The 24,552-nt window shown below is 74.5% G+C and carries 26 protein-coding genes and 1 pseudogene; 15 read left to right on the top strand and 12 right to left on the bottom strand.

From position 1 onward, the window contains the following. Positions 1–103 precede the first annotated feature (103 nt). On the bottom strand, positions 104–931 hold the full coding sequence (locus tag ACN267_RS18035; protein WP_421490439.1) for a DUF72 domain-containing protein: 828 nt from the start codon (positions 929–931) through the stop codon (positions 104–106). Positions 932–1,112: 181 nt separating this feature from the next. On the opposite strand from ACN267_RS18035, the gene ACN267_RS18030 reads away from it, so the two are divergent. Next, positions 1,113–1,841, top strand: coding sequence for a Clp protease N-terminal domain-containing protein (locus ACN267_RS18030; RefSeq protein ID WP_421489183.1), 729 nt, complete (start codon positions 1,113–1,115; stop codon positions 1,839–1,841). A gap of 99 nt (positions 1,842–1,940) precedes the next feature. On the opposite strand, the gene ACN267_RS18025 is transcribed toward ACN267_RS18030, so the two are convergent. Further along, on the bottom strand, positions 1,941–2,459 hold the full coding sequence (locus tag ACN267_RS18025; RefSeq protein WP_204956740.1) for a hypothetical protein: 519 nt from the start codon (positions 2,457–2,459) through the stop codon (positions 1,941–1,943). Between the two features lie 232 nt (positions 2,460–2,691). Then, entirely contained in the window at positions 2,692–2,892 is a 201-nt protein-coding gene (locus tag ACN267_RS18020; RefSeq protein ID WP_204956741.1) for a DNA repair protein, read from the bottom strand. Between the two features lie 197 nt (positions 2,893–3,089). Between ACN267_RS18020 and ACN267_RS18015 the strand changes: the two genes are divergently transcribed. Both ACN267_RS18015 and ACN267_RS18010 read left to right on the top strand, forming a co-directional pair. Further along, positions 3,090–3,752 carry a GNAT family N-acetyltransferase gene (locus tag ACN267_RS18015; RefSeq protein WP_204956742.1) on the top strand — a complete coding sequence of 221 codons (663 nt, stop codon included), beginning with the start codon at positions 3,090–3,092 and terminating at the stop codon, positions 3,750–3,752. A 414-nt stretch (positions 3,753–4,166) separates the two neighbouring features. Beyond that, complete coding sequence (locus ACN267_RS18010; RefSeq protein ID WP_204956743.1) at positions 4,167–4,508, top strand: STAS domain-containing protein; 342 nt, start codon at positions 4,167–4,169, stop codon at positions 4,506–4,508. Positions 4,509–4,638: 130 nt separating this feature from the next. Here the strand turns inward: ACN267_RS18010 and ACN267_RS18005 are convergent, their stop codons facing one another. Beyond that, entirely contained in the window at positions 4,639–6,099 is a 1,461-nt protein-coding gene (locus tag ACN267_RS18005) for a glycoside hydrolase family 3 N-terminal domain-containing protein (RefSeq protein WP_421489182.1), read from the bottom strand. Positions 6,100–6,298: 199 nt separating this feature from the next. Between ACN267_RS18005 and ACN267_RS18000 the strand changes: the two genes are divergently transcribed. After that, entirely contained in the window at positions 6,299–7,474 is a 1,176-nt protein-coding gene (locus ACN267_RS18000) for an ROK family transcriptional regulator (RefSeq protein WP_088641729.1), read from the top strand. Between the two features lie 96 nt (positions 7,475–7,570). On the opposite strand, the gene ACN267_RS17995 is transcribed toward ACN267_RS18000, so the two are convergent. Together ACN267_RS17995 and ACN267_RS17990 are read right to left on the bottom strand one after the other, a co-directional pair. Next, a complete protein-coding gene (locus tag ACN267_RS17995; protein ID WP_204956745.1) occupies positions 7,571–8,584 on the bottom strand; it encodes an ABC transporter permease in 1,014 nt (337 codons plus the stop codon). Beyond that, positions 8,581–9,579, bottom strand: coding sequence for an ABC transporter ATP-binding protein (locus tag ACN267_RS17990; RefSeq protein ID WP_204956746.1), 999 nt, complete (start codon positions 9,577–9,579; stop codon positions 8,581–8,583). The genes ACN267_RS17995 and ACN267_RS17990 overlap by 4 nt, the downstream gene beginning before the upstream one ends. A gap of 75 nt (positions 9,580–9,654) precedes the next feature. On the opposite strand from ACN267_RS17990, the gene ACN267_RS17985 reads away from it, so the two are divergent. Next, a complete protein-coding gene (locus tag ACN267_RS17985) occupies positions 9,655–10,542 on the top strand; it encodes an ABC transporter ATP-binding protein (protein ID WP_421490438.1) in 888 nt (295 codons plus the stop codon). Positions 10,543–10,840: 298 nt separating this feature from the next. Further along, positions 10,841–11,740: a ribokinase gene (locus ACN267_RS17980; RefSeq protein ID WP_281903199.1), complete on the top strand. Its 900-nt coding sequence runs from the start codon at positions 10,841–10,843 to the stop codon at positions 11,738–11,740. Between the two features lie 8 nt (positions 11,741–11,748). Here the strand turns inward: ACN267_RS17980 and ACN267_RS17975 are convergent, their stop codons facing one another. Further along, positions 11,749–12,477 carry a hypothetical protein gene (locus ACN267_RS17975; RefSeq protein ID WP_204956747.1) on the bottom strand — a complete coding sequence of 243 codons (729 nt, stop codon included), beginning with the start codon at positions 12,475–12,477 and terminating at the stop codon, positions 11,749–11,751. Between the two features lie 194 nt (positions 12,478–12,671). Here ACN267_RS17975 and ACN267_RS17970 point away from each other — a divergent pair, with 194 nt between their 5' ends. Then, a complete protein-coding gene (locus tag ACN267_RS17970; protein ID WP_421489181.1) occupies positions 12,672–14,210 on the top strand; it encodes a dienelactone hydrolase family protein in 1,539 nt (512 codons plus the stop codon). A gap of 50 nt (positions 14,211–14,260) precedes the next feature. On the opposite strand, the gene ACN267_RS17965 is transcribed toward ACN267_RS17970, so the two are convergent. Further along, positions 14,261–14,743 (bottom strand): DUF6232 family protein, encoded by a 483-nt coding sequence (locus ACN267_RS17965; protein ID WP_204956749.1) that lies wholly within the window; start codon positions 14,741–14,743, stop codon positions 14,261–14,263. Between the two features lie 146 nt (positions 14,744–14,889). Beyond that, complete coding sequence (locus ACN267_RS17960) at positions 14,890–15,417, bottom strand: DUF6232 family protein (RefSeq protein WP_421489180.1); 528 nt, start codon at positions 15,415–15,417, stop codon at positions 14,890–14,892. 100 nt (positions 15,418–15,517) lie between these two features. On the opposite strand from ACN267_RS17960, the gene ACN267_RS17955 reads away from it, so the two are divergent. The 4 genes from ACN267_RS17955 to ACN267_RS17940 all read left to right on the top strand — a co-directional run bounded on the left by ACN267_RS17955 (position 15,518) and on the right by ACN267_RS17940 (position 19,984). Further along, on the top strand, positions 15,518–16,291 hold the full coding sequence (locus ACN267_RS17955) for an enoyl-CoA hydratase-related protein (RefSeq protein WP_204956751.1): 774 nt from the start codon (positions 15,518–15,520) through the stop codon (positions 16,289–16,291). Positions 16,292–16,433: 142 nt separating this feature from the next. Further along, on the top strand, positions 16,434–18,056 hold the full coding sequence (locus ACN267_RS17950) for an acetolactate synthase (RefSeq protein WP_421489179.1): 1,623 nt from the start codon (positions 16,434–16,436) through the stop codon (positions 18,054–18,056). 144 nt (positions 18,057–18,200) lie between these two features. Beyond that, positions 18,201–19,169: an ATP-binding cassette domain-containing protein gene (locus ACN267_RS17945; protein ID WP_204956753.1), complete on the top strand. Its 969-nt coding sequence runs from the start codon at positions 18,201–18,203 to the stop codon at positions 19,167–19,169. Beyond that, positions 19,166–19,984 (top strand): ABC transporter permease, encoded by an 819-nt coding sequence (locus tag ACN267_RS17940; RefSeq protein ID WP_204956754.1) that lies wholly within the window; start codon positions 19,166–19,168, stop codon positions 19,982–19,984. Before ACN267_RS17945 ends, ACN267_RS17940 begins: the two co-directional genes overlap by 4 nt. A 117-nt stretch (positions 19,985–20,101) precedes the next feature. On the opposite strand, the pseudogene ACN267_RS17935 reads toward ACN267_RS17940, so the two are convergent. The 3 genes and pseudogenes from ACN267_RS17935 to ACN267_RS17925 form a co-directional block, all read right to left on the bottom strand. Further along, positions 20,102–20,485 (bottom strand): annotated as a pseudogene (locus ACN267_RS17935) (PLD nuclease N-terminal domain-containing protein); the annotation flags it as partial. A gap of 27 nt (positions 20,486–20,512) precedes the next feature. Continuing rightward, positions 20,513–20,839, bottom strand: a complete 327-nt coding sequence (locus ACN267_RS17930) for a DUF202 domain-containing protein (protein WP_204956756.1) — start codon at positions 20,837–20,839, stop codon at positions 20,513–20,515. Continuing rightward, a complete protein-coding gene (locus ACN267_RS17925) occupies positions 20,836–21,258 on the bottom strand; it encodes a YidH family protein (protein WP_374760048.1) in 423 nt (140 codons plus the stop codon). The genes ACN267_RS17930 and ACN267_RS17925 overlap by 4 nt, the downstream gene beginning before the upstream one ends. An 11-nt stretch (positions 21,259–21,269) precedes the next feature. Between ACN267_RS17925 and ACN267_RS17920 the strand changes: the two genes are divergently transcribed. The 4 genes from ACN267_RS17920 to ACN267_RS17905 all read left to right on the top strand — a co-directional run bounded on the left by ACN267_RS17920 (position 21,270) and on the right by ACN267_RS17905 (position 24,439). After that, positions 21,270–22,067 carry a GNAT family N-acetyltransferase gene (locus ACN267_RS17920; RefSeq protein WP_421489178.1) on the top strand — a complete coding sequence of 266 codons (798 nt, stop codon included), beginning with the start codon at positions 21,270–21,272 and terminating at the stop codon, positions 22,065–22,067. After that, the gene (locus ACN267_RS17915; protein ID WP_281899981.1) at positions 22,064–22,486 is read left to right on the top strand and encodes a hypothetical protein; all 423 of its coding nucleotides are present in this window, start codon (positions 22,064–22,066) and stop codon (positions 22,484–22,486) included. Before ACN267_RS17920 ends, ACN267_RS17915 begins: the two co-directional genes overlap by 4 nt. 202 nt (positions 22,487–22,688) lie before the next feature. Further along, positions 22,689–23,468, top strand: a complete 780-nt coding sequence (locus ACN267_RS17910) for an electron transfer flavoprotein subunit beta/FixA family protein (RefSeq protein ID WP_204956760.1) — start codon at positions 22,689–22,691, stop codon at positions 23,466–23,468. Positions 23,469–23,479: 11 nt separating this feature from the next. Next, positions 23,480–24,439 (top strand): electron transfer flavoprotein subunit alpha/FixB family protein, encoded by a 960-nt coding sequence (locus tag ACN267_RS17905; RefSeq protein WP_204956761.1) that lies wholly within the window; start codon positions 23,480–23,482, stop codon positions 24,437–24,439. Positions 24,440–24,552 lie beyond the last annotated feature (113 nt).

The following is a 24,552-nucleotide window of genomic DNA, read 5'->3' as shown; positions in this document are numbered from 1 at the left end:
GCGGAGGGCCGCGCCCGGCGGAGTGTCCGGGCCCGGGTGTCGAAACTTTCGAGAGCGTCCGGCGCGGGATGGCCGGAACCTTCGACGGGGCGTCCGGCGGGTGTCAGAACAGGGTGAGCGGCCCGGTCGGGATCGGTTCGGGCAGCGCCGCCAGGGCGGGCACCCGGGCCCGTACCTCGGCGTGGAACCGGCGGGCGAGCAGCGGTGCGTCGGCGTTGTCCGGGGTGTGCACGAACACGGTCGGCGAGCGGCCCTCCCGCAGCCAGCCGGCGGTGATCTCCACCCAGCGCTGCCAGCCCGCCACGGTCTCCGCCTCGGCGTCGCGGCCGAGGTACCTGACGATCGGCCGGTCGGTCAGCGCCGCCGTCCGCAACGGCAGCCGGGGCTTCTTCGTCCACGCCTCCCGTTCCGCGTCACTGGTCGGCGGGGTGCGGAAGAACGCGGTGGTGTCGAAGGGCACCCACTCGGCGGACGCCTCGGCGAGCACCGCCTCCAGCAGTCGCGTCGCGCGGGGCTCCCGGAAGAAGGCGGGGTGCCGGACCTCGACGGCGTACCGGTGTCCTTGCGGCAGCCGGCGCAGGAAGTCGGCGAGCACGGGGACGTCCGTCGGGGTGAACGATCCCGGCAGCTGGATCCACAGGGCGTGCGTCCGGCTGCCCAGCGGGGCGATCGCGTCGAAGTAGGCCCGCAGCGGCGCGTCGGCGTCGACGAGCCGCCGTTCGTGGGTGATTACCTTCGGCAGCTTGAGGACGAACCGGAAGTCGGGCCCGGTCTGCCGGGCCCAGGACTCCACGGTCTCCCGGGCCGGGGTGGCGTAGAACGTGGTGTTGCCCTCGACCGCGTCGCACCAGCCGGCGTAGTGCCGCAGTCGCTCGTGCACCGGCAGCGGGTGGGCGATCAGCCGCCCCTGCCAGGACCGGTGGGTCCACATCGCGCAGCCGACGTGCAACCGCATGCTCCCGACCCTCCCGCGACGCCACCCGACCCGTCCGATCGCCGCACGCTATCGGAGCGCCGGCGACGCGCCACGGGCGGTCCGGTGGACCCGCCCCGGAGGTCGCAATCGTCAACTTCCGGTTGACGATGCGAGGGCGTCAACCTATGGTTGACGCATGACGGAATCCACTCAGCTCCCGCACCCTGTCCGCCTCGACGAGCTGATCCAGGCCATCAAGAAGGCCCGGCCGGACGCGCTCGACCAACTCAGCGACGCGGTGCTCGTCGCCGACCACCTCGGCGACCTCGCCGACCACCTGATCGGCCACTTCGTCGACCAGGCCCGCCGCTCCGGAGCCTCCTGGACCGAGATCGGCAACAGCATGGGGGTGAGCAAGCAGGCCGCCCAGAAGCGCTCCGCCGCGAAGGCCGACGCGGCCGCGACGCTGGACCCCAACGCCGGCTTCAGCCGCTTCACCCCGCGTGCCCGCAACGTGGTGATCGCCTCGCAGGAGGAGGCCCGCAGCGCCGGCAACCCGGAGATCCGCCCGGAACACCTGGCGCTCGGCCTGCTCGCCGAACCCGAAGGCCTCGCCGCCCGGGCCCTGGTCGCCGAAGGGCTGGGCCCGGACACCGTCCGGGAGGCGGTCGTCGCCGCGCTGCCCGCCGCGTCCGACCAGGTCCCCGACCTGATCCCGTACGACGCGCAGGGCAAGAAGGCCCTCGAACTCACCTTCCGGGAGGCGCTGCGGCTCGGGCACAACTACGTCGGCACCGAGCACATCCTGCTGGCCCTGCTGGAACTGGAGGACGGCACGGGCGTGCTGTCCGGCCTCGGCCTGACCAAGGAACGGGCCGAGGCCCACCTGGCCGCCGCCCTCGCCGGATTCGCCGACGGCAAGTAACAACCCGACCTGGCCGGGGGCCGTCCCGCACGGCAGGCCGGGGGAGGGAAGGGCAGGCCGGGGCCGGGCGCGGCACCGGGGGCGCGCCCGGCGGGCCGGTCAGTCGTCGGTGCGGAAGCCGTACCGCAGCGCGTGCTCCGGGTCGGCCGGGTCGATCTGCCGGATGCCGGCGTCGGCGAGCCGCTTGTTGACCTCGTCGAGCTGCTCGCGCACCAGCCGGGCCTCCTCCTCGGTGACCCGCCCCCGGTGGGGCTTCCCGGCGTGGTCGAGGGTGCCGTAGTCGATTTTCTCGGCGCTCTTGCGGGCCTTCGGCGGGCGGACCCGCTCGGCGGTACGCAGCAACTGGGCCATCGGGGTGTCGGTCGCCATCGCGTCGAACTCGCTGGCGGTCAGCACCACCCGACGCGGCTCCCCACCGGCGTGCCGGTCGTGGATCTCGACCACCGCCACGTCGAGCGCGGCGTCGTCGATGCCCTCCACCTCGGTCGCGGTGGCGTCCAACTGCACGGGCCCGGCCACCAGGTCGGGGTGCTCCAGCACGACGACCCGGACCACCTCGTCGTCGGGACGCAGCACCGTGCCGCTGAAGTCGGAGACGTGGATCGTCTTCTTGCCCATGCGCTGCGGTTCTCCTGTCGCTGGCCGGAATCGACCACAAGACGCTACCCGACAGGTGTGCGAACGCCCCGGCCGGACACCCCGGCGGGACGGTCGGCGCGTGGTGGAGCCGCCGGCGGCAGCGCGGTGGCACCCGGCGGGTCGGCGCGGTCGTCGGTCGTCGGTCCGGGCGCGTCCGCCGGTGGCCACGGGGGACGGACCGGGGCCGTCGTCGCGGGCGCGCCGTGCCGGGTCAGTGGGCGGTGAGGCCGCGTCGGGAGGAGATGCCGGCGGGGAGGATGTTCAACTCGCTCCAGGACAGTCGGGCGTTGACACCGCGACCGCGCCGGGCCTCCCGGTAGCGCGGCTGGGCCGGGAACCGGCCGACACCCCCCGCCGTGTTCCACACGCGTGCGCTGTCCTGCTGGTACCGCTCGTTCGGCTGCATGGGCATGGCCATTACCGTCCCAAAGAAAGGTGTCCATGTATGGAAATAGATATGACGCACGGTCGATGGACCGGGTTCCGGTGAGGCAGCTCACGGTCCGGTTCCCCTCTACCCGTGACGTACTCCCGGTAACCGTGAGTCGGCCGGGCCGGCCCGGCGTACCGTGGATCATGGAGCGATCCACGGGGTGAGAGGGGCGGGCGGTGCTGGACCGGCGGTTGTACCTGCACCTGGCGACCTGGCTCGGGCAGTGGCCGGCCCCGCCCGGCCTGCACGTGGTCGGCTCGTGGCGGCGGACCCGGCCGGCGTGGGACGGCCGGGTCCGTCCGGCCGTCGCGGTCCGGGTCGCCGGCAGCACCGTGCTCTCCGTGCCACCCGCGCTGGTCGCGGCCGTCCGGGAGTTGGCGGCCGGACCACGCTGCGCGCTGTACGGGGCGTTGCCGGCACTGGTCGGGCGACCCTCCTGGGTGGCGCACGACGACGTGTTCCGGTGGTGCCTCGCGCCGGCCGCGCTGCCCGACGTCGGCGTCTGGACCGCCCCCACCGACCCCGCCCTGCCACCCTGGCTGCACCTGTTCGACCGCGAGGTGCTCGTGGTGCGCGACGCCGACGGCGGCTATCTGGCCGGGGTCGGCGTCAAACGGCACGACGCGTACGGGCACGAGCTGGCCGTCGGCACGGTGCCCGCGGCGCGCGGCCGGGGGCTGGCCCGACGGCTCGTCGCGCAGGCCGCCCGCCGGGTGCTCGACGAGGGCGCCGTCCCCACCTACCGGCACGATCCGGCGAACACCGGTTCCGCCCGGGTCGCCGAGGCCGCCGGGTTCGCCGACCGGGGCTGGTCGACCTACGGCGTCTATCCGCCGTGAGGGCGGGCCGGGTGTACGGCGTCCATCCGCCGTGCGGGCGGGTCGGGTGTTCGGCGTCTGTCCGCCGCGCCGGCCGGCGGCGCGGACCGTGGATCCCGGGCCGGATCCACGGTCCGCTGCCTGCCCCAGGCCCCGCCGTGACCGGCGTCCACCGGTCGACCCTTGGTGCTGGTCACGCTACGTACTCGAATGCCCGTCCGGCAAGTGGTGATCGGTGGGTCGACTCTGTCCAGTAGTGGACTTGAGCTGGGGTTAAGGAAAAATTTCCTGGCTGGGCTCGGTAACGCAACGTGCTTGTCTCCTGCCGCGGTGGCTGCCCGGCAGAGCGGTGTCAGGGGCCACCGGTAGGGTCGGGCGTCGCGGCGAGAGCCGGCGCGCGGTCGGGGACGGCCGGTTGGCCAGGAGTGGACGGGTATGCAGCTGCCGACGCCGGGCGAGGGACCCGGGCGGGTGGTCCTGGCACCGGTGGGTGACCTGGACATCGCCACCGTCCCCGGGCTGCAACGCGACCTCGACGAGGCGCTGCGCCACCCGGGCCTGTTGGAGATCGTTGTCGACCTGACGGCTGTCACCTTCCTCGATTCGACGGGGGTGGCCGCGTTGCTGCGCGGGGCGGCCGAGGCGGTCGGCCGGGGGGCCACCCTGCGACTGGTCGACCCGCAACCTGTGGTGTCCCGGGTCCTGCGGATCACCGCGGTCGCCCGGCTGCTCGGCCTCCCCGACGACCGCGGCGACCCGGCCCCCTGGCGGCGCTGACCGCCTCACCTCGCCGACCGCTCCGGTCCCGTCCCGGGCGTGGCCGGCGTCGAGGCGGACCGGTCAGCGGCACGTCGCCGGCCCGGCCGGCTCTTCCGCGCGGGTGCGCCCACCCGTCGGGGACGGCGGGTCAGCCGGTCAGGCCGAGCACCTCCGCCGCCGCACGGCCGTTGGCGTGGCTCGCGCCGTAGGTGGTGACGAAGGCCCGTACCCCGGCCGGCCGCCACCGCCCCGGCCAGCCCATCTCCACCACCGTCACCTGATGCGTCGCGGCCAGTGCCCCGACCAGCGCGGGGCCGCCGGGCAGCCGGTGCAGGTGCCGTCCGACCAGCACCACCGGCCGGTCCCCGGCGAGCCGTCGTACCGTGGCCGGGTCGACCTCGGTGGCGACCACCCGGAGCTGCTCGACATCGGTCAGGTGCGGGCCCAGTCCCCAGGGCACCCGGCCCTCGGCGACGGTGGCGGCGGCGTACACCTGCACCACGAGCGGCCGGGCCGGGCCGGTCGGGTCGCCCTCCACCCGCACCGCCAGGCGGGCGGCCCGGTAGCCCAGACCGGCATCGACCGGGCCGGCGGGACCGGCCGGGCGGGCGGTACCGGTCCAGGCGGCGAGCGCGGCGGCGCGACCGGCGGCCTGCTCCACCCGGGCCCGGTCCAGCCGGCCGTCCCCGAGCGCCCCGACGATCTCGGCCACCACCCGCTCGACCAGCGCCGCGTCGACCTTCGCGCCCAGGCAGAGCAGGTCCGCCCCGGCGGCCAGGGCCCGTACGGCGGCCGGCCCGACCCCACCGGCGGCGACCGCCGCGCCCTTCATCTCCAAGGCGTCGGTGACCACCGCGCCGGTGAAGCCGTACTCGCCGCGCAGCAGGTCGACCAGGACGGCCCGGCTGAAGGTGGCCGGACCGTCCCCGGTCAGCGTCGGCACCCGGATGTGCGCCGTCATGACCGCCTGCACGCCCGCGTCGACCGCCGCCGCGAAGGGCGGCAGGTCGCGGGCCCGCAGCAGCGCCGCGTCGGCGTCCACGGTGGGCAGCTCGTGGTGCGAGTCGGCGACGGTCGCGCCGTGGCCGGGGAAGTGCTTGGCGCAGGCCGCCACCCCGACCGACTGGAGACCCGCCACGGCGGCGGCCGTGTGGGCGGCCACCCGCGCCGGGTCGGCCCCGAACGCGCGGGTGCCGATCACCGGGTTGTCGTCGGCGGTGTTCACGTCCACCGTGGGGGCCAGGTCGACGGTGACGCCGACGGCGGCCAACTCGACGCCGATCGCCGCGTAGACCTCCCGGGTGAGCGCGGTGTCGTCGACCGCGCCGAGCGCCGCGTTGCCCGGGTACGGGCTGCCGGTGGCGTGTGCCAGCCGGGTCACGTCGCCGCCCTCCTCGTCGATGGCGAGCAGCACGTCGGGCCGGGCGGCGCGCAGCGCGGCGGTGCTCGCCGCGAGCTGGCCCGGGTCGTGCACGTTGCCGCCGAACAGGGTGTGCCCGGCCAGCCCCTCGGCGACCAGCGCGACCGCCCAGTCCGGCGGCACCGGCCCCGGGTACGCGGCCAGCAGCGTGCCCAGCGCCAGCCGGCGCAGTCCTGGATCGATCCCCACCTGAACCCCCTCTCCCGCCGCCCGAACCCGCGCCACGGGCGGACCGGCCGGATGTCGGCGTGTGCCGGTGGACGGCACGTGTGTCGTCCCGGGCGGCCGGGTCGTCCGAGTTACCCGCCGCGGGCCGGCCGATACGCTACGGACATCCCTGATCAACGCGATTCGGTTAGCAGAGTTTACGGAAACCAGAGGACGTGGCATGAGTGCGACCCGGCTGCCCGGAACCCCCCGACTGTTGCGGGCGCTCAACGACCGTGCGGCGCTGGAGCTCCTGCTCGAACGCGGCCCGCTCACCCGCGCCCGGCTCGGCGAGCTGACCGGCCTGTCCAAGGTCACCGCCTCGCAGCTGGTCGAGCGGCTGGAGGAGCGGGGACTGGTCGCCCGGGTCGGTGAGCAGGCCGGTGGGCGGGGGCCGAACGCGCAGCTGTACGCCGTGCGGCCGGGCAGCGCGTACGTGGTCGGGGTGGACGTCGGCGCGGAGCGGGTGGTGGCCGCCTGTGCGGACATCACGGGCGCGGTGGTCAGCCAGGTCGAGCAGTCCACCCGGGACACCGACGACCCGGTCGGCGTGGTGCACACGGCGGTGGTGCAGGCGGCCAGCCGGGCCGGCGCGGAGCTGGACAGCGTACGGCGGGTGGTGCTCGGCACCCCGGGTCTGGTCGACCCGGCCACCGGGGACATCACGTTCGCGTTCAACCTGCCCCGCTGGCACCGGGGTCTGCTCGCCGCGCTGCGCGAGGACCTGCACACCCCGGTCGTCTTCGAGAACGACGTCAACCTGGCCGCCGTCGCCGAGGCGCAGTCCGGGGCGGCACAGGGGCTGGCGGATTTCGTCCTGGTCTGGGTCGGTGCCGGGGTGGGCCTGGCGATCATGCTGGGGGGCCGGCTGCACCACGGCAGCAGCGGCGCGGCCGGCGAGATCGGCTACCTGCCGGTGCCGGGGGTGCCGATCCCCCGGGACGTCTCGCGTCGGGCCAAGCCGGCGTTCCAGCAGCTCGCCGGGGCGGACGCGGTCCAGGCGGTGGCCCGGGAGCACGGCATCGACGCGCCCGACGCGGCAGGTGCCGTGCGGGCCGCCATCGCCGCCGGCACCGCCGGTGGCCCGCTGCTCGACGAGCTGGCCCGACGGCTCGCCCTCGGGGTGGCCAGCACCTGCGTGGTGCTGGACCCGCCGCTGGTGGTGCTCGCCGGTGAGGTGGGGCAGGCCGGCGGGGCGGCGCTGGCCGAAAGGGTGCAACACGAGGTGGCCGCGATCACCCTGGTCCGGCCCCGGGTGGTGCCCACCGGGCTGACCGAGGAGCCGATCCTGCGGGGGGCGCTGCGGACCGCACTGGACGCCGTGCGGGACGAGGTGTTCGGGTCGACCGTCGGCTGACCGACCACCCTGCCCGCCCGTCACCATGAAGGAATACTTCACCACTGCGCCGATCACGGCAAGATGTTGCCGTGATCGGCGCGGGTCGGGCCGCCCCTAGACCAGGTCGCGGCGACGGAACGCGACGAACGCGGACCCGGTGACCGCACCGGTCAGCGCCAGCAGCACCAGCAGTGCCGGCCCCCAGGTGATCGTGTAGAAACCGCCGTCGCAGAGGCCGCTGCCCGGCGCGCAACCCCGGTCGTCCCAGAACTCCAACCGGCCGGACAGCCAGGCGCCCAGGTAGTTGGAGAGCATCAGCAGGTCGGCCCGGGCCACGTCGAGGATCTGCAGCACCAGCCGGACGCCCATCTCCCAGACCACCGCGTACGCGGCGACCGCGCCGAGCGCCGCCGAGGTGTGCCGGCCCAGCGTGGCGATCCCGAAGCCGAGCACGGTCGACAGCAGCACCAGCACCAGACCCCGCCCGTAGATCGCCCCGAGCCCGCCCCAGAACTGCCCGTCCAGCGGGCCCGGCGCGCCGGCCGTCTGCCCGATCGTCCAGAAGGTGCCCAGATAGAGCACCGATGCCAGCACCGCGAGCACGGCCACCACCCCGACCAGGGTGCCCAGCTTCGTGCCGAGCACGCTCAGCCGGCCCGGACGCCACAGCAGCAGGTTGACCACCCCGCCCGAGTTTAGGTCGGCCCCGATGTACGACGCGCCCACCAGGAAGCCGAACAGCACCAGGAACGCGATCAGGAAGTAGAGCAACCCCCGCGCCTCCTGGGAGAAGACGAAGACCGAGGTGAGGTAGTCGGTGGCCACCGGCAGCCGCTCCATCCGCGCCGGGTCCAGCTCACCGCAGTCGGCCGGCACGTAGCCCGAGTCCTCGGTGATCGGGATCTCGCCGGCCCGGACCCGCAGGCAGCGGGTGTGCTCCGCCTCCATCGCGGCCACCGCCTGCGCGGCCTGCTGCTGCGCGGCGGACAACTCCTGCGCCGTCGGCCGGTGCGACCCGATCAGGGTGGTCGCGGTGGTCACCGCGAAAGCCACCGCGAGCAGCAGCACCATCAACTGGACGAAGCGGCGCGCGGTCAACCGCTCCACCTCGGCACGGACCAGGTTCACGCGTCCACCCTCCGACCGTCGGTCCGGTCCAGTTCGATCAGCGGCTCGTCGCCGGCGGTGTCGTCCGCCTGCCGGGGCGGGGCCGCGCCGGCGGTGAGGTCGAGGAAGACACTCTCCAGGTCCGGCCGGATCGGGGTCAGCTCGCGTACCCACAACCCCTGCCCGCCGAGGGTGCTGCTGATCAGCTCCGGCTCCGACGCGCCCCCGACCACCAGCACGTCGTCGGGGTGGACGGCTACCGTCAGCCCGACCTCCCGCAGCAGCTCCGCGCCCCGCTCCGACTCGGCCACCCGGACCCGCCACTCGTGCGGGTCGTGCCCGGCCAGCACGTCGTCCACCCGGCCGGCCGCCACCCGACGACCCCGCGCGATGATCGTGACGTGGTCGCAGATCAGCTGGATCTCGGCCAGGATGTGGCTCGACACCAGCACGGTCACCCCGGACCCGGCGAGGGTCCGCATCAGGTCCCGCATCTCCCGGATACCGGCCGGGTCCAGCCCGTTCGCCGGCTCGTCCAGGATCAGCAGCTCCGGGTTCTTCAACAACGCCGACGCGACGGCGAGCCGCTGCTTCATGCCCAGCGAGTAGCTGCGCACCCGGTCCTCGCCCCGTTCCCGCAGGCCCACCTGGTCGAGCACCTCGTCCACCCGGGACGTCGGCACGCCACCGGCCACCGCCAGCAACCGCAACGTCCGGTGCCCGGTGAAGTTGCCGAAGAACTGCGGACTCTCCACGATCGCGCCCACCCGCCCGGTGACCCGACCCAACTGCTCCGGGGCCGGCGCACCCAGCACCCGCAGCTCCCCGGCGTCGGCGTTGACCAGCCCCAACAGGGCACGCAGCGTGGTGGTCTTGCCGGAGCCGTTGGGGCCGAGGAAGCCGTGCACCTGACCGGCCTCGACGACCATGTCGAAGCCGTCGACCGCCACCCGCCTGCCCCGCCGGATGGTGCGGAACGTCTTGCGCAGACCGGCGATCTCGATGACCGCGCTCATCCGCACCGCCCCTCGTCTCGTACGGGCATGGGTCGTCCTCCCGGGATGGTGACCAACGACACGGTGCCCCACCCTATGGCCGGGCCACCCGCCCGTGGGGGGCGGCCTCGGGCTGCGTGGTTGGATGGAGCGGTGACTGGTGACCCGTTCCCCGCCGCAGCCACCCCCCCGACCGTGGACGCGGATCTGGTGGTCAGCCTGGACGGCGTCGCCGTCCGGCGATCCGGCACCGCCCTGCTGCACGACGTCGACTGGCGGGTCGAGCTGGACGAACGCTGGGTGGTGCTCGGCCCCAACGGCGCCGGCAAGACCACCCTGCTCAACCTCGCCTGCGGCCAACTGCACCCGAGCGCCGGTGTCGCGCACGTGCTCGGCGAGCGGATCGGCCGCACCGACCTCACCGAGTTGCGGACCCGGATCGGCCTGACCACCGCCGCCGTGGCCGAGCGCATCCCCGCCGAGGAGCGGGTCGGTGACGTCGTGCTCACCGCCGCCTGGTCGGTGGTCGGCCGCTGGCGGGAGAGCTACGACCAGGCCGACGAGGCCCGCGCCCGTGCCCTGCTCGGGCAGCTCGGCGTCGGCCACCTGGCGGAACGGGCGTACGGCACCCTCTCCGAGGGTGAACGCAAGCGGGTGCAGGTCGCCCGCGCCCTGATGACCGATCCGGAACTGCTGCTGCTCGACGAGCCGGCCGCCGGGCTCGACCTGGGTGGCCGCGAGGACCTCGTCGGGCGGCTCGCCGAGCTGGCCCACGACCCGGACGCCCCGGCCCTGGTGCTGGTCACCCACCACGTCGAGGAGATCCCGCCCGGGTTCACCCACGCCCTGCTGCTGCGCGACGGCGCGGTGGTCGCCCAGGGCCTGCTCGCCGACACCCTGACCGCCGACAACCTCAGCAAGACCTTCGGCCTCCCCCTCCTGGTCGAACGCCACGGCCCCCGCTGGACCGCCCGCGCCACCTAACCCCCCACCCCCCACCCCCACCCCCACCCCCACCCCCACCCCCACCCCCACCCCCACCCCCACCCCCACCCCCACCCCCACCCCCCACCCCCCACCCCCCACCCCGGCGTCGATCATGGAGTTGTGGTGGGGGAAAGGCCCTCCCATGCCCCTTTTGCGGCCACCGTAAGTCCATGATCGACGGGATGGGCGGGGTGGGGAGGGATGGGTGGGGGGGGTGGGTGGGGTAAGGATTTAGACTTGTCGTGGTTGTGGTTGGTGGGGTGGTGGGGAGGGTGGGGGTTTGGTGGGGGGTGGAGTGCGGCAGAGTCGGATCGTTGTGGTGGGCAGCGCGAACATGGACGTGGTCGGGGCCGGTCCGAGGCTGCCCCGACCCGGCGAGACCGTGCTCGGCGACGACTTCGTGATGGTGCCCGGTGGTAAGGGCGCCAACCAGGCCATCGCCGCCGTCCGCGCCGGTGCCGCCTGCACCTTCCTCGGCGCGCTCGGCTCCGACTCGTTCGGGGTCACCCTGCGGGCCAGGATCACCGCCGCCCAGGTGGACGCCAGCCACCTGCGGGTGGTCTACGGGGCATCCGGGGTCGCCCTGGTGATGGTCAACGCGGCCGGGGAGAACGCCATCCTGGTCACCCCCGGCGCGAACGCCGCCTTCACCGCCCTCACCACCGCCGAGCTTTCCGCCGTACGCGGGGCGGACGTGCTGGTCGCCCAGCTGGAGATCCCGGTCGAGACGGTGACCGAGGCGGCGCTGGCCGCACGGGCCGCCGGCACCCGGGTGATCCTCAACGCCGCACCGGCCCGGCAGGTGCCCGCCGAACTGCTGGCGGCGGTGGACCTGCTGGTGGTCAACGAGACCGAGGCGCACCTGCTCACCGGCCGGGGACGGGACGATCCGGGGGCGCTGCTGGCCCTGGTGCCCCGGGCGGTGCTCACCCTCGGCGGCGGGGGTGCCTGGTACGTCGAGCGGGACGCCCCCGCCGTGCACGTGCCCGCTGTCGCGGTGGACGTGGTCGACACGACCGCCGCCGGGGACGCGTTCACCGGGGCCCTGGCTGTGGCCTGGGGTGAGGGCCGGCCGGTGGTCGACGCGGTGCGCTGGGCGGCGGCGGCCGGTGCGGCCTGCGTGCGGCGGCTCGGCGCGTCGGTGGCGCTGCCCGAGCGTGCCGAGATCGACGCCCTCTACACCCCCGCCACCTGACCGACGGCTCAGCCGGCCGGGTCGTCGCTGAGCCGTTCACCCCGGCGACGCAGCATGCCCAGGCCGGGGATGCCGGCGACGGCGAGCTTGAGGTCACGGGTCACGTCGAGCAGGTCGTGCAGGTCCGGGCCGACCCGGTCGAGGGTGGCCAGGATCGGCAGCACGTCCGAGGTCAGGTGCTCCTTGAGTTTCGGTAGCTCGTCGACGAGGCGGATCGCCGCAGCCAGTTCCTCGTGGCTCAGCTCGGCCACGAACCGGTTCGCCATCGGCGCACCCCGCCGCAACGCCGGCTCGTACGCGGCGAGCAGCTCGGCCGCGACGGTGGCGGCGCTACCGGCGGTGGCCACGGTGCCGGCGGCCCGGTCGGCCACCGCCTCGGCCTCGGCGACCACCACGCCGGCCGCCCTCGACACCTGCCCGGCCCCGGCCACCACCCCGGCTGCCGCGTCGGCGACGTCGGTGGCCCGGGTGATGGCCGTGGTCGCCGCCGCGCTGATCACCGCCACCTCCCGCACCGCCTCCTCGGCGTCGGTGAGCACCCGGTCCGTGCGGTCCAGGGTGCCCTCGATCCGGTCCACCACCCCGTTGATCCGGGCCAGCAGCGCCTCCACCCCGTCGAGCACGGCGAAGGCGCGGGCCGGTACGGCGGCGAACGAGGCGGCCGAACCGAACGCCTGGTCGAGGGCGGAGCGGGTGAGGCCGACGACGGCGGCCGGTCGGGGCAGGGGGATGGCCATGTGACCCAGTGTGCGCCGGGTCGGCCAGTGCCGCCCGCCGGCACGGTCGGCGGGCAGTGGCCGACCCGGTCGGTCCGCGGGTCGTGGGCCCGGGGAGCACGATCGGCGGCCCTGGCCCGGAGCACGGCCCCGGCCCCGGGGCGAGCGGGGAAGCGGGTGCCGGTTCGTGCCCGGATGGGCGGTAGGGTGCCGGCATGTCGCTCCGTCCCCCCGGCGAGCCGCCGGCCGGTCGGGGCCACGCGGCGCTGACGGTCCTCGCCGTGCTCGCCCTGCTCCTCGGTGGCTACGGACTGTTCCGGGCGGACGCGGGCCTGGCCACCCGGCAGGTCACCGTCGACGGGGTGCCGCTGACCGAGGTGCGGACCGACGACGGGGCGGGCGCGGCGCGTCGGCCGGGGGTGGTGATCGCGCACGGCTTCGCCGGTTCGGCCCGGTTGATGCGTCCGCTCGCCGACACGGCCGCCCGACGGGGCGCGGTCGCGTTGCTGCTCGACTTCGCCGGGCACGGCGGCAATCCGGCCGGGCTGCCCGGGGCGGGCGGCGACGACGCCGCGTCCCGCGTCGCCCTGGAACACGCCCTGGCGGTCGCCGTCGCCCACCTGCGGGGCCGGCCCGACGTCGACCCGACACGGATCGTCCTGGTCGGACACTCGATGGGTGCGGGCGCGGTGACCAGGTACGCCGCCGGCCACCCCGACATCGCCGGCACCGTCGCCATCTCGCTGCCCGACGGCGGTGACCTGCCCGACGCCCGGCCGCAGCGGCTGCTGCTGATCGTCGGCGGCCTGGAGTTCCCCGCCTTCCGGGCCACCGCCGAGGCGACCGCCCGGCGGGGCGTCGGGCGACGGGTGGTGGTCGTTCCCGGCGTCGAGCACATCTCGGTGCTCTTCGCCGAGCGCACCCACCGTGAGGTCGCCGGATGGGTCGGTGGTGGCGGCGGTGCGGCACCGCGTCCGGCCGCCCGACTGGTCCCGGCGGGGCTGCTGCTGCTCGGTTTCGGGCTCGGCTTCGTGCCACTGGCGGCCGTGCTGACCGGCCACCGTCCGCGCCCCCGGCGCGGGCGACAGGTCGCCCCGGCACCCGTCGTGCTGGCGGTGGCGACGGCCGCCATCGGCCCGGGGGTGCTGCTCGCCCGGGTGCTGCCGACCACCCGTCTGCCGCTCGCCGTCGGCGACTACCTGACCGGTTTCCTGCTGGTCACCGGCGTCCTGCTGGCAGCCGTCCGGCACGTGCCGGGCCGCCTCTTCCCCGCCGGCCCCGCCCTCGTCGGGCCGGCTGCGGCCGACGACCCTGTCCCGGCCGACGGGCACACACCGCTGCGGCCGGTGGTCGCGGCCCTGCTGCTGACCGGGTACGCCGTGGCCGCCGTCGCCGTGCCGATCCACCTCGGTCTCACCTGGGCGCGGCCGGTGGGCGCCCGGTGGTGGCTGCTGCCGGTGGTGGCGGTCGGCTGCCTGGCGTTCCTGGCCGGCGCGGAGCTGGTCACGCAGGGGCGGAGCTGGCGGTACGCGGCGGTCGGCGCGCTCGCCGTACCGGCGTTGGGCGGGGCGGCCGTGGTGGGGGTGGCCCCCGGTTTCGTGCTGCTGGTGGTGCCGCTGTTCGCGGTGCTGTTCGGTTGGCAGGCCGCCTGGGCGGCGGTGCTGCGGCGGGCCGGTGCGCCCTGGTGGGCACCGGCCCTGGTGGGTGCGGTCCTGGTGGCCTGGCCGCTCGCCACCGCGCTGCCGTTGAGTTGACCCGTGGCCACGGGGCGGGGCCGACCGCGGCCGGGGGCGGACCGCCGGTGTCACCGGGGTTCCCCCTGCTGCTCGACGGCACGCTGGACGGCGCGGTAGATCTGCCCGAACCGCAGCGCGTCCGGGGTACGCAGCAGCATCACCTCCTGCCCCAGGTGCTGCACCCACAGCTCGTTGACCTTGTTGCCGCGTTCGTAGGACCGGTCCAGCCAGCCGAGCGGCAGCTCCAGGAAGGGCAGCAGGGCGAGCACCCCGACGCCGCAGGCGGCCAGCACGAGCAGGGCCGGTTTCCACTCGCCCCGGTCCTGCGCCGACCAGACCAGCGAGACCACACAGATCAGCGCGATCAACGGGGGCAGCGAGAGCAGCAGCACCAGCATCCCGCGCCCGAGGATGCGGGACCGGACGGCCATCGTGGTGGCCCCGCGTGCGTGCCAGACGTACGCGACGTCGGCGATCCGTACGACCTGCCCGCCGGCCCGGATCGACTCGGAGGTCACCTGCACCGTGTCGTCCCGGTAATAGAGGGTCATCACTAACCCTAACCGTTCGCAGGCGACCGGTGCCGCTGTGTGGCCGACGGATCGTGCGCCGGGTCGCGCGCCAGGCGGTCCGCGCGAGGGGCCCCGCCCTGCGCCCCGACTCAGCCCCGACCCGGCACCCTGCCGCGTCGGGGCGGTCAGTGCCTGCTGTCCGGGCCGGGCGTGCCCGGCCCCGTCGCCCGCGCCGGTGACCCGCCGGGCCGGCGGGGCGGGGCGGCATTCTCCATCGCCCGCTGCACCGCCCGGTAGATCCGGCCGAAGCGCAGCGCGTCGCCGGTGCTCAGCAGCAGCACCGGCCGCCCCTGCCAGCGCACCCACAGCTCACGCTGCCGGCTGCCCCGGTCCCAGGAGCGGTCCAGGCGGTCGAAGAGGAAGTCGGCCACCGGCCCGACGGCCAGCCCGACCAGCACCGACGCCCCCACGACGGCGAGCGTGACGGTGGGGGAGCGGTGCAGCCGGACCGCCACCGCGATGCCGACCACCGCGGCCACCAGCGGGCCCGCCAGGGCGGCCCCGATCGCACCCCGCCCGGCCAGCACCCGCCAGGAGCGGTCGCCCCGGCGGTGCCAGACCAGGCCGATCTCGGCCAGCGGGAAGGCCCGGCCGTCGACCCGGATGGCGGCGGAGGTGACCTGCACCGACCGGTCGTCGTAGTACGTGATCATCGCTGGACTCCCGAGCGCGGGTGGCGAACACCAGACTACGTACCCCAACGACCCGGGTCGTAAGGTTGGCACGCGACTTCGACGAGGAAGTGAGGGCAGCGTGAGCGAGTTCGTGCGGCTGGAGACCAGGGACGGCATCGGCACCATCCGGCTGGAGCGGCCACCGATGAACGCGCTCAACAAGCAGGTCCAGGAGGAACTGCGGGCCGCCGCCACGGCCGCCGCCGCCGACCCGGCCGTCCGCGCCGTCATCGTGTACGGCGGGGAGAAGGTCTTCGCCGCCGGCGCGGACATCAAGGAGATGGCCGACATGTCCTACGTGGACATGGCCGAGCGGGCCGCCGACCTGTCCAGCGCCGTCGGCGCGCTCGCCCGGATCCCCAAGCCGGTGGTCGCCGCGATCACCGGGTACGCCCTGGGCGGCGGCTGCGAGCTGGCGCTGGCCTGCGACTGGCGGGTCGTGGCCGAGGACGCCAAGCTCGGCCAGCCGGAGATCAAGCTCGGCGTCATCCCCGGTGCGGGCGGCACCCAGCGGCTGGCCCGGCTGGTCGGTCCGGCCCGCGCCAAGGATCTGATCATGTCCGGCCGGATGGTGGACGCGGCGGAGGCGCTGCGGATCGGGCTGGCCGACCGGGTCGCCCCGGCGGCCGAGGTCTACGACACCGCCGTCGCGCTGGTGCGCCCCTACCTGACCGGGCCGGTGCAGGCGTTGCGGGCGGCGAAGCTGGCGGTCGACGCCGGGCTGGACATGGACCTCGGCTCCGGGCTGGCCTGGGAGAGCCAGCTCTTCGCCGGACTCTTCGCCACCGACGACCGGCGTGAGGGGATGGCCGCGTTCGTCGAGAAGCGCAAGCCCGACTTCACCGGCCGCTGACCCGCGCCCCCGCCCCGGGACCGCGATCCGTGGGCCCCGGGGCGGGCCACCGTCCCGTCGCCGGCACCGTGCCGAGAACTGTTCACATCCCGCCTACCGGCCAGTAGCGTGTGACTCCGGTCAGCGGACGAGGGGAGCGGCGATGACGGAACGGGTCGAGGGTCACGGCGGGGCGCTGGCGCTGGCGGCACTGCGGGCGTACGGCGTACGGGAGATGTTCACCCTCTCCGGCGGGCACGTCTTCCCGCTCTACGACGCCGCCCACACCGCCGGCTTCCCGCTCTACGACGTCCGGCACGAGCAGTCGGCCGTCTTCGCCGCCGAGGCGGTGGCCAAGCTCCAGCGCCGTCCCGGCCTCGCCGTGCTCACCGCCGGCCCCGGCGTCACCAACGGCATCTCCGGCCTGACCAGCGCCTTCTTCAACGCCTCGCCGGTGCTGGTGCTGGGCGGGCGGGCCCCGCAGTTCCGCTGGGGTTCCGGCAGCCTCCAGGAGATGGACCACCTGCCGCTGGTCGCCCCGGTCACCAAGCACGCCGAGACGGTGTTCACCGCCGACGACATCCCCCGCGCGGTCTGCGCCGCGCTGACCACCGCGCTCACCCCGCACCGGGGCCCGGTCTTCCTCGACTTCCCGCTGGAGGCGATCTTCTCCGTCGGCGACGCCGACCTGCCCGCCCCGACGCCCGTCGCGCCGGTCGAACCCGACCCGGACGAGGTGACGAAGGCGGCCCGGTTGATCGCCGCCGCCGCCCGCCCGGTGATCATCGCCGGCTCCGAGGTGTACGCCGGGGACGCCGTCGCCGCGCTCCGCGAGGCCGCCGAGGCGTTGCAGGTGCCGGTCTTCACCAACGGCATGGGACGCGGCGCGCTCCCGCCGGAACACCCGCTCGCCTTCGCCAAGGCCCGCCGGGTCGCGCTCGGCGACGCGGACGTGGTGGTCGTCGTCGGCACCCCGCTGGACTTCCGGCTCAGCTTCGGCGACTTCGGCGACGCGGCGGTGGTGCACGTCGTCGACGCCCCCACCCAGCGGGCCGGGCACGTCCAGCCGGCCGCCAGCCCCGCCGGTGACCTGCGGCTGATCCTGTCCGCGTTCGCCGACCACACCGGCGACCGGGCCGACCACGCCGACTGGATCGAGCGGCTGCGCACCGCCGAGGACGCGGCACGGGCCCGCGACGCCGCCGAGATGGCCGCCGACACCGACCCGATCCGCCCCGCCCGGGTCTACGGCGAACTGCGCCGGGCCCTGGCCCCGGACGCGATCACCATCGGCGACGGCGGCGACTTCGTCTCGTACGCCGGGCGCTACCTGGAGCCGTCGCAGCCCGGCACCTGGCTCGACCCCGGCCCGTACGGCTGTCTGGGCACCGGGATGGGCTATGCGATGGGGGCCCGGGTCAGCCACCCCGACCGGCAGATCTGCGTGCTGATGGGCGACGGCGCGGCCGGCTTCTCGCTGATGGACGTCGAGTCGCTGGTCCGGCAGCGGCTGCCGGTGGTGATCGTGGTCGGCAACAACGGCATCTGGGGCCTGGAGAAGCACCCGATGCGGGCCATGTACGGCTACGACGTCGCCGCCGACCTCCAGCCCGAACTGCGCTACGACAAGGTGGTGGAGGCGCTCGGCGGCGCCGGGGAGACGGTGGCGAAGGCCGCCGACCTCGGCCCGGCGCTGGGGCGGGCGTTCGACGCCGGGGTGCCGTACCTGGTCAACGTGCTCACCGACCCGGCCGACGCGTACCCTCGCTCGTCCAACCTGGCCTGACCACGCGGCCCGCGACCGCCGCCGGACCCGGCGGCGGTCGGGTTCTGCCGGGCGGATAAATCGGCGGAATGTCAGCGGCGACGCACGTAACGTCAGACCCCTCGCTCATCGTTGGACGATCCAGCGATAACGACGGGAGTTCTGATGACACACGCCATCCGCGCCGAGGGGCTGGTGCGCCGGTTCGGCGACACCACCGCCCTGGCCGGGGTCGACCTGGCGGTCCCGGCCGGCACGGTCTTCGGTCTGCTCGGCCCCAACGGCGCCGGCAAGACCACCGCGGTACGGGTGCTCGCCACCCTGCTCGCCGCCGACGAGGGGCACGCCACCGTCGGCGGGTACGACGTCCGGCGCGACGCCCACCGGGTCCGCCAGCTGATCGGCCTCACCGGCCAGTACGCCTCGGTCGACGAGAACCTGACCGGCACCGAGAACCTGCTGCTCATCGGCCGGCTGCTGGGCCTGTCCCGGCGGGGTGCCCGGGACCGGGCGGCCGAGCTGCTGGCCGGGTTCCAGCTCACCGACGCCGCCGGCCGGGCCGCCAAGACCTACTCGGGGGGCATGCGCCGCCGGCTCGACCTGGCGGCCAGCCTGGTCGGTCGGCCGCAGGTGCTCTTCCTCGACGAGCCGACCACCGGCCTCGACCCGCGCAGCCGTAACGACCTGTGGGACATCGTCCGGGGTCTGGTCGCCGAGGGGGTGACCGTGCTGCTGACCACGCAGTACCTGGAGGAGGCCGACCAGTTGGCCGACGAGATCGCCGTGGTCGACCACGGGCGGGTGATCGCCCAGGGCACCCCGGAGGAGCTGAAGGCCAAGACCGGCGGCCAGGTGCTGACCGTCCGGCCGGTCGAGGCCGCCGACCTGCCCACCGTGCTCGCCGTCGTCGGCGCGGTGACCGGGGTCGACCCGGAGGTCACCCAGACCACGGTCAGCGCGCCGGTCAACGGTCCGGACGCGCTGCCCGCCGTGGTCCGCCGGCTCGACGACGCCGAGGTGCAGGTCGGCGAGCTGGCCCTGCGCGGGTCCAGCCTCGACGAGGTGTTCCTCTCCCTCACCGGCCACCGGGCCGAGGACGAGACCAGTCCGGCCCTGGAAGGGAGCCCGGCATGACCGCCGCGACCGTCTCCGCCCCGGCGGCCCCCGCCACGCCGGCCCGCCGGCTCGGCCCGACCGCCGGGCTGCGGCACACCGGCACGCTGGCCTGGCGCAGCCTGGTGCAGATCAAGCACAACCCGATGGAGCTGCTCGACCTGAGCATCCAACCGGTGATGTTCGTGCTGCTGTTCACGTACGTCTTCGGCGGGGCGATCTCCGGCAGCCCGGGGGAGTACCTGACCTTCGCGTTGCCGGGCATCATCGTGCAGAACGCCTTCTTCGCCACGATGACCACCGGCTTCGGCCTCAACCAGGATCTGACCAAGGGGGTGTTCGACAGGCTCCGGTCGCTGCCGGTGGCCCGCTGGTCCCCGCTCGCCGGCCGGATCGTCGCCGACACGGTCAAGCAGGCGTGGTCGTTGACCCTGCTGCTCGGCGTCGGGATGATCCTCGGCTTCCGGCTCGGCAACGGGGTGTTCGGCCTGCTCGGCGCGTTCGTCCTGCTGCTGGTCTTCTCGCTCGCCGCCGCCTGGATGTCGGTGCTGGTCGGGGTGCTGGTCAGCGAGCCGGACAAGGTGCAGATCTTCGGCTTCACGGTGATCTTCCCGCTGAGCTTCACCAGTAACGCCTTCGTGCCGACCGAGACCATGCCGTCCTGGCTGCAACACTGGGTCGAGGTGAACCCGGTGACGATCCTGGCGAACGCGCTGCGGGGGCTGCTGGTCGGCGGGCCGGTGGCCACGCCGGTGCTCCAGTCGCTGCTGTGGGCGGCGGTCATCGCCGCCGTCTTCGCCCCGCTCGCGGTGCGGGGACTGCGCCGGCGGGTGTGACCCCGGCCGCCGTCAGAGTTCGGGCCGCTCGCCGTCGCGGGGCCGCTCACCCTCCCGGGGAGCGGCGTCCTTCCGCGGCGGCGTGCGGTCGGCGGACGCCGGACCGGCCGGGGGCGCGGTGTCGTCGGGGGACGGGCCGCCGTCGCGGCGGCGCGGGTCGCCCTCCCGGCCACGCAGGTCCTCCTCCCACCGCTGGAAGAGGGCGTTGTCGTCGCGGCGGACGCGCTCGTCGATCGACTTGAGAAACTCGGGATCGTCGTCGGGCGCGACGGGCCGTCGACCGGCCGACGGCCAGCCCCGGCGGCGGTCACCCTCGGCGACCGGGCGGCCGGCGAGGAACCAGGCGATCGAGCCGACCAACGGGAGGAACAGGATGACCACCACCCAGGCGAACCGGGGCAGCCCGCGGACCGTCCCGTCCTCGGCGGAGAGGCAACTGATCAGCGCGCAGGCGGCGAGCACCACCTGGAGCAGGAACAACAGCACATAGAGCCGGGCCATGCACCCATCATGGCGCAGCCGCGCGCGTCACCACACCCCGCGCAGTACGAGCGACACGCACAGCAGCGCCAGGCCGGCGGTGCCGAGGGCCACCAGTGGTACGGCCCGCGCGTCCAGGCGGGACCGCCGGCGACCGGTGGCCCGGCCCCAGCCCACCACCAGCGTCGCCCACCAGGCCAGCACGGTGGCCCCGGCGAGCAGCGCCCCGCCGACGTCACCGGTGAGCGCCAGCCGGACCGCCAGCACCGCCACCACCGTGTACGCCAGCCCGGTGCGTCGCCAGGCCAGCCGGGTGCGCTCGGGTTGCAGGCCGGGGTCGCGTCCGCCGACGTCGTCCGCCGGGAGTCCGGTCACCTGCCGCTCACCCCACGGGCCAGGACGGCCACCACCAGCAGCAGCGCGCCCACCGCCACGATCAGGGCGAGCACGGCCGGGAACCGGGAGGCCGGCAGGCGTCGCCCGAGCCGGATGGCCCGTTCGGTGCGCGACCAGTGGTCCACCGCGCGGACGGCGACGGTGCCGCCGAGCAGCAGCAGCGTCACCGCGATCGCCTCCCGCAGGTGCCGTAGCGGCAGCGGCGGCAGGAACTGGGCGGCGGCCAGCCCGCCGGCGATCAGCGCCAGCCCGGTGCGCAGCCAGGCCAGGAAGGTCCGTTCGTTGGCCAGGGAGAAGCGGTAGTCGGGGGTGGTGCCCACGGAGTCGAGGTCCGACGGGTCGAACCACCGTCTGATCGCCTGCCACACGACGCCGATTATCCGCTTTGCCACCGGCATAGCCTGGACCGATGACCGATCTTGATGCCTCCACCCTGCGCGACAGCTACGACCGGCAGCTCCGGCCGGAGATCCCCGACCCGGTCCCGGCCGGCGTGACCGTCGAACGCGACGGGCCGCTGGTGCGCATCCTGGGCCTGGACCACGGCGGTTTCCTCACCTACCGCACGCTGGACGGGCTGGCCGGGCCGGAGTTGGACGCGCTGATCGCCCGCCAGGTCGACCTGTTCCGGCAGCGCGGCGAGCCGGTGGAGTGGAAGCACAACAGCCACGACGAGCCCGCCGACCTGCCGGACCGGCTGCGCGCCGCCGGCTTCGTCCCGCAGGAGCGGGAGACCGTCGTGATCGGCCCGGTCGCGCCGCTGGCCGCCGCCGTGCCGGTGCTCCCCGAGGGGGTACGGCTACGCGAGGTCACCGGCCTCGACGACCTGGAGCGGATCGCCGCGATGGAGGAGGAGGTCTGGGGCGAGGACCGTTCGCACCTGGTCACCGGTCTGCTGCGGGAGATCGAGGCGGACCCGCGGTCGATCACCGTGGTGGTGGCCGAGGCGGGGGAGACGGTGGTCAGCGCCGGCTGGGTGCGCTATCTCAACGGCACCGGCTTCGCCAGCCTGTGGGGCGGTTCGACGCTGGCGCAGTGGCGACGCCGGGGCGTCTACCGGGCGCTGGTGGTCTACCGGGCCCGGCTGGCCGACCAGCGCGGCAAGGTGTTGTTGCAGGTGGACGCGTCGGAGGACAGCCGGCCCATCCTGGAGCGACTCGGCTTCGTCCCGGTCACCACGACCACCCCGTACGTCTACACTCCGTGATCATGGAGCAGCGGCTGACGGACGACGAGCAGCAGGTCCTCAAGACGGGCGCGTTCGGCGCGGTCTTCCTGGTGTCGAACGCCGACCCGGGGGTGTTCGCGATGATCCGGGAGAGCTTCGCCGCGTCCGGGGCGTTCGCCGGGGCCAGCGGGCTGGTGAAGGAGGCGCTCAGCGCCGGTGGGCTGCCCCGGCTGCCCCGGGACTCGGCCCTGGACGTCGAGTCGGTGGTGCTGCCGGCGCTGGCGCGGGCGGTGGACATCCTGCGGGAGAAGTCCCCGGCCGACGTGTCGGCGTACCGCGAGCTGGTGCTGGCCGCCGCGGAGCAGGTGGCCCGCGCACACCGGGGGGTGACCCCGGCCGAGCAGGACGCGATCGCCCGGATCGGGGCCGCCCTGGCCGACCCCGCCGGTCCGGCCTGACGCCGCTGCGGGGCCCGGCCGGTACGCGGTGAGCTGTGTCACCGTGGGTGGTGGAGAGGGTTAACCTACTGGCAGGTAACATTGCGTTCGTGGGCAACTGCACAGCGGCCCGCGGTTGACCGGGTGTCAACGACGCGCAAAGCTCCGCCCTTAACCGGGCGAGCAGATCGCACACCACCAACAGGAGGGTTGTCGAATCGCGATGAACATCGTCGTACTCGTCAAGCAGGTGCCTGATTCGGGCGCGGACCGCAACCTGCGTGCTGACGACAACACCGTCGACCGCGGTTCGGCGAACAACGTGATCAACGAGATGGACGAGTACGCCATCGAGGAGGCGCTGAAGATCAAGGAAGCGCACGGCGGCGAGGTCACCGTCCTGACCATGGGGCCGGACCGGGCCACCGAGTCGATCCGCAAGGCGCTCTCCATGGGCCCGGACGCCGCCGTGCACGTCCTCGACGACGCCCTGCACGGGTCCTGCGCCGTGGCCACCTCGAAGGTGCTCGCCGCCGCCCTCGGGCAGCTGGGCGCCGACCTGGTGATTTGCGGCGCCGAGTCGACCGACGGCCGGGTGCAGGTCATGCCGCACATGCTCGCCGAGCGGCTGGGGGTCGCCGCGCTGACCGGTGCCCGCAAGCTCACCGTGGACGGCGCGACGCTGACCGTGGAGCGGCAGACCGAGGAGGGCTACGAGGTGGTCACCGCCTCGACCCCGGCCGTCGTCTCGGTCTGGGACACCATCAACGAGCCGCGCTACCCCTCCTTCAAGGGCATCATGGCCGCCAAGAAGAAGCCGGTGAAGACGCTCTCCCTGGCCGACCTGGGCGTCGCGCCCACCGAGGTGGGTTTCGAGGGCGCGACCAGCGCCGTCGTCGAGCACACCAAGCGTCCACCGCGCGCCGGCGGCGCGAAGATCACCGACGAGGGCTCCGGCGGCGTCCAGCTGGTCGAGTTCCTCGCCACCGAGAAGTTCGTCTGAGGGGTCTGAACATGGCTGAGGTACTCGTCGTCGTCGAAGCCACCAGGGAGTTCGGCGTCAAGAAGGTCACCCTGGAAATGCTCACCCTGGCCCGTGGGCTGGGCACCCCGAGCGCCGTGGTGCTCGGCGGCCCCGGTGCCGCCGAGGCGCTGGCCGCCAAGCTCGGCGAGTACGGCGCGGAGAAGATCTACGCCGCCGAGAGCGAGGAGATCGACGGTCACCTGGTGGCCCCCAAGGCCACCGTGCTGGCCGAACTGGTCAACCGGGTGCAGCCGGCCGCCGTCCTGCTGGCCTCGGCCCAGGAGGGCAAGGAGATCGCCGCCCGGCTGGCCGTCAAGCTGGACAACGGCATCCTGACCGACGTGGTCGGCCTCGACGCCGACGGCACCGCCACCCAGGTAGCCTTTGCCGGCTCCACCATCGTCAAGTCCAAGGTCACCAAGGGCCTGCCGCTGGTCACCGTACGGCCGAACTCGGTCACCCCGGCCCCGGCGGCGGCCACCCCGACCGTCGAGCAGCTCACCGTGTCGGTCACCGACACCGACAAGCTGGCGAAGGTCGTCGAGCGGGTCGCCGAGCAGAAGGGCTCCCGCCCGGAGCTGACCGAGGCCGGCATCGTCGTCTCCGGTGGGCGCGGGGTCGGCAACGCCGACAACTTCAAGCTGGTCGAGGAGCTGGCCGACCTGCTCGGCGGCGCGGTCGGGGCGTCCCGCGCGGCGGTCGACTCCGGCTACTACCCGCACCAGTTCCAGGTCGGGCAGACCGGCAAGACCGTCTCCCCGCAGCTCTACGTCGCGCTGGGCATCTCCGGCGCGATCCAGCACCGGGCCGGCATGCAGACCTCGAAGACGATCGTCGCCGTGAACAAGGACGGCGAGGCACCGATCTTCGAGCTGGCCGACTACGGCGTGGTGGGTGACCTGTTCAAGGTCGTCCCGCAGGCCGCCGAGGAGATCCGCAAGCGCAAGTGACCCGTCGCGGGTCCCGCACCGAGCCGCCGTCCGGTCCGCCGGGCGGCGGCTCCGTCGTATCCGCCCGGCCGGCGGGTCCGCGCGGATGCGTCGATGGGAGCTGATCGGCGGGC

The sequence above is a fragment of the Micromonospora sp. WMMD734 genome (assembly GCF_049178975.1).
GTDB lineage: Bacteria > Actinomycetota > Actinomycetes > Mycobacteriales > Micromonosporaceae > Micromonospora > Micromonospora wenchangensis.
Note: the sequence above shows the minus strand (reverse complement) of the source record. Positions and strands in the feature narration are given on the sequence as shown.

Excerpts from the sequence above, each read along its gene's own strand:
- ACN267_RS17965 (WP_204956749.1), bottom strand. The coding sequence starts at position 14,743 with ATGACCCTCTATTACCGGGACGACACGGTGCAGGTGACCTCCGAGTCG.
- ACN267_RS17920 (WP_421489178.1), top strand. The coding sequence starts at position 21,270 with ATGACCGATCTTGATGCCTCCACCCTGCGCGACAGCTACGACCGGCAG.
- ACN267_RS18000 (WP_088641729.1), top strand. The coding sequence starts at position 6,299 with ATGAGTGCGACCCGGCTGCCCGGAACCCCCCGACTGTTGCGGGCGCTC.
- ACN267_RS17940 (WP_204956754.1), top strand. The coding sequence starts at position 19,166 with ATGACCGCCGCGACCGTCTCCGCCCCGGCGGCCCCCGCCACGCCGGCC.
- ACN267_RS17950 (WP_421489179.1), top strand. The coding sequence starts at position 16,434 with ATGACGGAACGGGTCGAGGGTCACGGCGGGGCGCTGGCGCTGGCGGCA.
- ACN267_RS17975 (WP_204956747.1), bottom strand. The coding sequence starts at position 12,477 with ATGGCCATCCCCCTGCCCCGACCGGCCGCCGTCGTCGGCCTCACCCGC.
- ACN267_RS17970 (WP_421489181.1), top strand. The coding sequence starts at position 12,672 with ATGTCGCTCCGTCCCCCCGGCGAGCCGCCGGCCGGTCGGGGCCACGCG.
- ACN267_RS17985 (WP_421490438.1), top strand. The coding sequence starts at position 9,655 with ATGGCCGGGCCACCCGCCCGTGGGGGGCGGCCTCGGGCTGCGTGGTTG.
- ACN267_RS18025 (WP_204956740.1), bottom strand. The coding sequence starts at position 2,459 with ATGGGCAAGAAGACGATCCACGTCTCCGACTTCAGCGGCACGGTGCTG.
- ACN267_RS17925 (WP_374760048.1), bottom strand. The coding sequence starts at position 21,258 with ATGCCGGTGGCAAAGCGGATAATCGGCGTCGTGTGGCAGGCGATCAGA.
- ACN267_RS17990 (WP_204956746.1), bottom strand. The coding sequence starts at position 9,579 with ATGAGCGCGGTCATCGAGATCGCCGGTCTGCGCAAGACGTTCCGCACC.
- ACN267_RS18020 (WP_204956741.1), bottom strand. The coding sequence starts at position 2,892 with ATGCCCATGCAGCCGAACGAGCGGTACCAGCAGGACAGCGCACGCGTG.
- ACN267_RS18030 (WP_421489183.1), top strand. The coding sequence starts at position 1,113 with ATGACGGAATCCACTCAGCTCCCGCACCCTGTCCGCCTCGACGAGCTG.
- ACN267_RS17960 (WP_421489180.1), bottom strand. The coding sequence starts at position 15,417 with ATGATCACGTACTACGACGACCGGTCGGTGCAGGTCACCTCCGCCGCC.
- ACN267_RS18010 (WP_204956743.1), top strand. The coding sequence starts at position 4,167 with ATGCAGCTGCCGACGCCGGGCGAGGGACCCGGGCGGGTGGTCCTGGCA.
- ACN267_RS18035 (WP_421490439.1), bottom strand. The coding sequence starts at position 931 with ATGTGGACCCACCGGTCCTGGCAGGGGCGGCTGATCGCCCACCCGCTG.
- ACN267_RS17905 (WP_204956761.1), top strand. The coding sequence starts at position 23,480 with ATGGCTGAGGTACTCGTCGTCGTCGAAGCCACCAGGGAGTTCGGCGTC.
- ACN267_RS17945 (WP_204956753.1), top strand. The coding sequence starts at position 18,201 with ATGACACACGCCATCCGCGCCGAGGGGCTGGTGCGCCGGTTCGGCGAC.
- ACN267_RS17910 (WP_204956760.1), top strand. The coding sequence starts at position 22,689 with ATGAACATCGTCGTACTCGTCAAGCAGGTGCCTGATTCGGGCGCGGAC.